The following is a 5,370-nucleotide window of genomic DNA, read 5'->3' as shown; positions in this document are numbered from 1 at the left end:
GAAATCCGCCTGCTCGAAGCCCGCATCGCCCAGCTGGAGCGCGAATTGTCCGCGGTGGCCAAACACAGCCCGGCCTGCACGACGCTGCTGACGATTCCCGGCATCGGCCTGCTGACGGCAACGGCGATGGTGGCCACCACCGGCGGCGAGGTGTCGCACTTCAAGGATGCCCGGCATTTTGCCAGCTGGTTCGGGCTGACGCCGCGGGAGTTCAGTTCCGGCAGCCGCCAGGTGCTGGGCCGCATCTCGAAACGCGGCGACCGCTACCTGCGCATGCTGCTCACCCACGGGGCGCGCTCGGTGCTGCGCGCGGCCACGGTGGCGCGGCGCGCCGGCAGAAAGATCGACGGGCTGCGCACCTGGGCCACCGCCGTGGAGGGGCGCACCAACCACAACAAGGCGGCCTGTGCGCTGGCCAACAAGCTGGCGCGGATCTGCTACGCCACCTTGCGCGATGCCGCACCGTACGGCCAGCCGGCGCCCAGACAGCAGCGCAAGATCGGGCGCACGGCGTTTGCCGTGGCCGGCTAGTCTGCAAGGGAATATCTTGAGCTCCACGTCCCCGCGCTTGCTTTGAGACTGATCGCCCATCATGGCTAAACGGGTCGCACCCTCACGCAACGATGCCGATAACACTGCCGGCAGCTTCATGCTTGCCGCTTGTAACGATTGGCACTGCGTGCGCAGATTCCATGTCGGCACGGGCCACACAGAGCCCACTTACGATGCCGGATATACGACTGCATGCGCTTTCCGCCAGCCAGAACTACCGCTCAGTTCTCTTGACTTCGGGGGGAGTCCATATACGCAGTGTTCGGCGGCAGAACCGCCGTGTTATGGAGACTGACTTTTATGGATGAGAGCGACATTGTTTTTCAGCTTGACGAGGCTGCTAAGCGTGGCCTTGCGTGCGCGCCAAACATGATTCCGCATTGCCTCGAATATTTTGCGGCGCGGGAAATTGAAAAGCTTCGATCTGCGCTGAAATTGTCGGCAGACACGTTGCGCGAACACGTCGAAGCGGCTGGCGTATGCGACCACGCTGTTGGGATATGTCTCTGTGGAGATTACAGAGTGCTGGATGAGGCATACGAGGCGCTTGGAGTGACGCCGAACGTAGAAGTCACCGGCGCTGCGCGGCTTTATCGCGCAGCGTCCGTGTGGACTGCCGGGTTGGGCCTTGTGCTGGCTACCAACTGACGGATTCTGGTTTGGTCCATTCGAGACTGGCGCCTGTCCAAGAGTTTGTGCCGCCGCGATACCAAATGACATCTTTGTATCCGGCCTCAAGTGCGTGCAGGGACGCGTTGTAAGACAACCAGCACTCGGAACTGATGCAAAGAAAAACGAGAGGTCGGGTCTTGTCGCCGCCGGTAAGTTTCTCTAAAGCCGCAGCGAATCTGCTTTTTTCTGCGGCATAAAACTGACCATCGCCTGCGCCCGACAACCAGAAAGCGCCGGGTATGGACTTTCTTGACTTTGAATCAAGAACATCCACAACCACTACGTTCTTGTTCGTATCGAGGAGTGCTTTGAGTTCGAGCGTCTTGATCACCCGTGCGCCAGGAATAGATGTTGGAGTTGGAGCATGCGGCCGCCCACTCTTTGGTGTGGTTGTTGCGTCGACGTTCCAGTCCTTGTCCTCAAAGGAAAAAGCAGTTACTGGCTGTGGCAACGGCGGGAATGGCACTTGCCCGAAGACGATTGCTGGAAACAGCCCAATAAGGTACAAAACAAGCGATCGAAACATGATTACCTCCGAACGAAAAGAAAGGCCCAACGTAGAAGTCACCGGCGCTGCGCGGCTTTATCGCGCAGCGTCCGTGTGGACTGCCGGGTTGGGCCTTTTCGCCGTCTTGCCAGCGCCGACTTTTGTGGAAATGACCCTGGCCCATTAGCGCTCACCTGCGGCCTCTGCCTTTCGAGGCAAGTAAAGCCATAACGATTCGCCCACCAATGACTACGACGAGGACCATCCCAACCATGCTTACAGCCGTCTGCAGGAGGTTGTTCGCAATTTCGGCCAGGAACAGTGACCAAGTAGAGAAACCGCTCAATAAGTACGTGATGACAGGAACGACAAACATGGCGGGGATTGCAAGGATTAGTGCTACCAGCACATTGAGTTTTAGCCATGCCCGCAAACCGCCATGAGGGGAAATGGCGGCCTCAATGGAGAGAACGCTGAACCTGAGAACTTCCGCCACACGCTCAACACCGGGCAGGGTTTCAAGGTGCGAATCTAGCGCAGGTGGTTCAATCGGAACGGGGCGCCAAGCAAGCATCAAAGCACGACCTATGCTTGCCGGAATTGATGAGGTGCGAACTATGTTGTGGTCGGACTCTGATTCTGCGCGACCTTGAAGATCTGCGGCGTCACTCATTTGCCCGTGCCTTTTCCGCCTTTTTCCGCGCGGATGAGCCAATAGCGATCCCTACCAGTGTGAAGATGCCGCCCGTTATGATGACGACCCAGACCATTGTTTTCCAGAAGTCGGCGCGTTCTTCGGCTACTTCGCGCCTCTTTTGTTCTACCTCTTTCGCTTTTTGCTCACGATCTGCCCTCTCGCGTTGTTTCTCAATTTCAACCTTGTATTGAGCAGCGACGGGTGGTTCCTCCTTGTTTCCGCAAGCCGGTAGTGCTGCGACAGTTAGAGCGATGAGGAGGGCAGGAAAAACGGTTTTCATTTTTTGAAATTGGGGCGCGTACATATCATTTGGACAAATAGCAACCGCCTTCGTAGGCACCAATACCAACTGCTGTCACTGCCGCTGGAATGATGACAATTGGTGACATCAACACGGCGCCTACTGTTCCGAGAACACCACTTGTTCCAGCAATGATTCCTGTTGTTCCCGCCGCTGAAGCGCCGGCAGCTGTTGATCCGAGCATTGCTGCGCCTGTGGTTGCATGCGTAATGGTGTAAAGCCCCGCTGCTTTCAAGCCGATTCCGGTTGCAGCCGCAGCACCACTGGCACCAGCCACTCCTCCAGTGGCAACACCACCGATGATTTTGCTAGGGCGATAGTCGCAAACCCCGGCTACTGCAGGCTGAACAAGACAACCAGAAACCAACAGTGAAATCAGTATCCTATTCATGATCGATTCTCCTTAGTGTGGGGCCCAACTTAAAGTGGACAGCCTAATTGACGAAAAATAATCCATCATCGTGTTTGCTATTATATAAGCTATTGAATTATGATGCTTACAAATCATAATATTAGCAAATATTAGTGGGGCCTATAGTATGGATGCAAAAACGTCTCAATCGCCCAAGCTGCTGGATCAGGTGCGGGGCAAGATTCGACTGAAGCATTACAGCATCCGCACCGAGCAGGCGTATGTGGATTGGATTAGACGATTTATTTTGCATTTCGGCAAGCGGCACCCGCGCGAGCTCGGGGCGGCGCAGGTGGAGCAGTTCCTGACGCACCTGGCGGTGGCGGGCAACGTGGCGGCGTCGACGCAGAACCAGGCGAAGAGCGCGCTGCTGTTTCTCTATCGCGAGGTGCTGGAGGCGGAGCTGCCCTGGCTCGACAACGTCGAGCGCGCGCGCGCGCCGAAGCGGCTGCCGGTGGTGCTCACGCGTGAGGAGGTGGCGGCCGTGCTCTCGCGCCTCTCCGGCACGCACTGGCTGATCGCCAGCCTGCTCTATGGCGCGGGGCTGCGCATCATGGAGGCGCTGCGCCTGCGCGTGAAGGACGTGGAGTTCTCCCGCAAGGAAATCCTGGTGCGCGACGGCAAGGGCTTCAAGGACCGCGTCACCATGCTGCCGGCGGCGCTGGCGGCGCCGCTCGCCGAGCATCTGAAGCGGGTGAAGGCGCTGCATGGGCAGGATCTTGCCGCCGGGCGCGGTGCGGTGTTCCTGCCCCATGCGCTGGAGCGCAAGTATCCGGGCGCGGCGCGCGACTGGGGCTGGCAGTACGTGTTCCCCTCGGCCAATCTCTCCGAGGATCCGCGCACCGGCATCGTGCGGCGCCACCACCTGCAGGATCAGGCCGTGCAGCGCGCCATGCGCCAGGCGGTGCGCGACGCGGCTGTCGACAAGCCGGCGACGCCGCACACCCTGCGCCATTCCTTCGCCACGCACCTGCTCGAGGGCGGCTACGACATCCGCACGGTGCAGGAGCTGCTCGGCCACGCCGACGTCAGCACGACGATGATCTACACCCACGTATTGAACCGCGGCGGCCGCGGCGTGACGAGCCCGCTCGATAGGGTTTGATGCCAGGCTTAAGCCCGCGTAAGCGTGTGGCCGCCGTGTTCGGCGCCGGACCAGGGCACGATCTTCAGCAGCTTTGCGCCGAGTGCGCGCTCGGCGACTTCCGTGTCGTGCGCCGCCTGGGCGCGCAGCCAGTAGCCGTTGGACAGGCCGAAAAAGCGGCACAGGCGCAGATCGGTGTCGGCGGTGATGGCGCGGCGGCCGGCGACGATTTCACCGATGCGCTGCGCCGGCACGCCGATTTCCTTGGCCAGACGGTACTGGCTGATGCCCATCGGCTTGAGGAATTCTTCGAGCAGCAGTTCGCCGGGCGTGACGGGTTTGAGTTTGCGCATGGCTGGTTCCTCAATGGTAATCGACGATCTCGACATCCTCGGCGCCGGCGGCCGTCCAGCGAAAGCACACGCGGAACTGATCGTTGACGCGGATGCTGTGCTGGCCGGCGCGGTTCCCTTTCAGGGCTTCAAGTCGATTGCCGGGCGGTACACGCAGGTCTTCCAGCCGTTCGGCGATTTCCAGCTGCCTCAGCTTGCGGCGCGCTACGGCGGCGATATTCGCGAACCGCTTGACCGCGTTGCCGCCCGCCAAGGCCTCTGTGTCGGCGCACTTGAAGGACTTGATCACGGCTGACAGTAACGTAATGCGTGATTAACGTCAAGCGTGACTATCAGGCCGCCAGCGCGTCGAGCCAGCGCGCCGCCGGCTCGACGGCGACCCTGCCGCGCCGCTCGGGCTGGCGCAGGTCGCGCACGAGTTGCACCGCGCCCGCGCCGGGGAAGCGCTCCAGTTGAGGTACTGGGCGTTCGGCCAGGCCGCCATGAGGGCGCGGGCGAGGGTGGTCTTGCCGACCTGGCGAGGGCCGGTGAGAACCACCATTTTGCGGCTGAGGTCGGCCTGAAGGGCGGTTTCAAGGTAGCGCTGCATCTGACTATATTCCAGCAAAGTGGAACCTGATTACCAATGAGCCTCAGCCAACTTTACGAGCCGGTAAGGCATAGGCGGCGTGTTCGCCGCGGCGGTAGCCAGCCGGGCGAGCATGCTCGCCAGATCGAATCGCCGGTTGAAGCGATAGCAGTATTCGGCCAGATAGCGCGGCAGATGCTTCTGGCGGATCGCATGATAGGTGCCGTGGATCGCATTCTTCACA

At 60.3% G+C, this 5,370-nt stretch carries 10 protein-coding genes; 3 read left to right on the top strand and 7 right to left on the bottom strand.

All coding sequences use genetic code 11. From position 1 onward, the window contains the following. Together L6R21_27930 and L6R21_27925 are read left to right on the top strand one after the other, a co-directional pair. A partial coding sequence (locus L6R21_27930) for an IS110 family transposase (GenBank protein ID MCK6563040.1) occupies positions 1–531 on the top strand: 531 nt, incomplete at its 5' end. 321 nt (positions 532–852) lie between these two features. Further along, positions 853–1,200 (top strand): hypothetical protein, encoded by a 348-nt coding sequence (locus tag L6R21_27925; GenBank protein ID MCK6563039.1) that lies wholly within the window; start codon positions 853–855, stop codon positions 1,198–1,200. Here L6R21_27925 and L6R21_27920 read toward each other — a convergent pair. The 4 genes from L6R21_27920 to L6R21_27905 all read right to left on the bottom strand — a co-directional run bounded on the left by L6R21_27920 (position 1,190) and on the right by L6R21_27905 (position 3,100). Beyond that, positions 1,190–1,750: a rhodanese-like domain-containing protein gene (locus tag L6R21_27920; protein ID MCK6563038.1), complete on the bottom strand. Its 561-nt coding sequence runs from the start codon at positions 1,748–1,750 to the stop codon at positions 1,190–1,192. The genes L6R21_27925 and L6R21_27920 overlap by 11 nt on opposite strands. 151 nt (positions 1,751–1,901) lie before the next feature. Continuing rightward, positions 1,902–2,384 (bottom strand): hypothetical protein, encoded by a 483-nt coding sequence (locus L6R21_27915; GenBank protein ID MCK6563037.1) that lies wholly within the window; start codon positions 2,382–2,384, stop codon positions 1,902–1,904. Further along, on the bottom strand, positions 2,377–2,712 hold the full coding sequence (locus L6R21_27910; protein MCK6563036.1) for a hypothetical protein: 336 nt from the start codon (positions 2,710–2,712) through the stop codon (positions 2,377–2,379). Before L6R21_27910 ends, L6R21_27915 begins: the two co-directional genes overlap by 8 nt. A gap of 1 nt (position 2,713) precedes the next feature. Further along, positions 2,714–3,100: a hypothetical protein gene (locus L6R21_27905; protein ID MCK6563035.1), complete on the bottom strand. Its 387-nt coding sequence runs from the start codon at positions 3,098–3,100 to the stop codon at positions 2,714–2,716. 148 nt (positions 3,101–3,248) lie between these two features. Here L6R21_27905 and L6R21_27900 point away from each other — a divergent pair, with 148 nt between their 5' ends. Then, positions 3,249–4,226 carry an integron integrase gene (locus L6R21_27900; protein MCK6563034.1) on the top strand — a complete coding sequence of 326 codons (978 nt, stop codon included), beginning with the start codon at positions 3,249–3,251 and terminating at the stop codon, positions 4,224–4,226. Positions 4,227–4,234: 8 nt separating this feature from the next. Here L6R21_27900 and L6R21_27895 read toward each other — a convergent pair whose 3' ends face one another. From L6R21_27895 to L6R21_27885, 3 genes are all read right to left on the bottom strand, one after another. After that, positions 4,235–4,558 (bottom strand): HigA family addiction module antitoxin, encoded by a 324-nt coding sequence (locus L6R21_27895; protein ID MCK6563033.1) that lies wholly within the window; start codon positions 4,556–4,558, stop codon positions 4,235–4,237. Between the two features lie 10 nt (positions 4,559–4,568). Beyond that, positions 4,569–4,847: a type II toxin-antitoxin system RelE/ParE family toxin gene (locus tag L6R21_27890; GenBank protein MCK6563032.1), complete on the bottom strand. Its 279-nt coding sequence runs from the start codon at positions 4,845–4,847 to the stop codon at positions 4,569–4,571. A gap of 330 nt (positions 4,848–5,177) precedes the next feature. Further along, on the bottom strand, positions 5,178–5,370 hold a 193-nt coding region (locus L6R21_27885; protein ID MCK6563031.1), incomplete at its 5' end, for a transposase.

The organism is bacterium (assembly GCA_023150945.1).
In the GTDB taxonomy this organism is placed as follows: Bacteria; Zhuqueibacterota; Zhuqueibacteria; order Zhuqueibacterales; family Zhuqueibacteraceae; genus Coneutiohabitans.
This window is presented reverse-complemented; position numbering and strand designations above follow the sequence as displayed.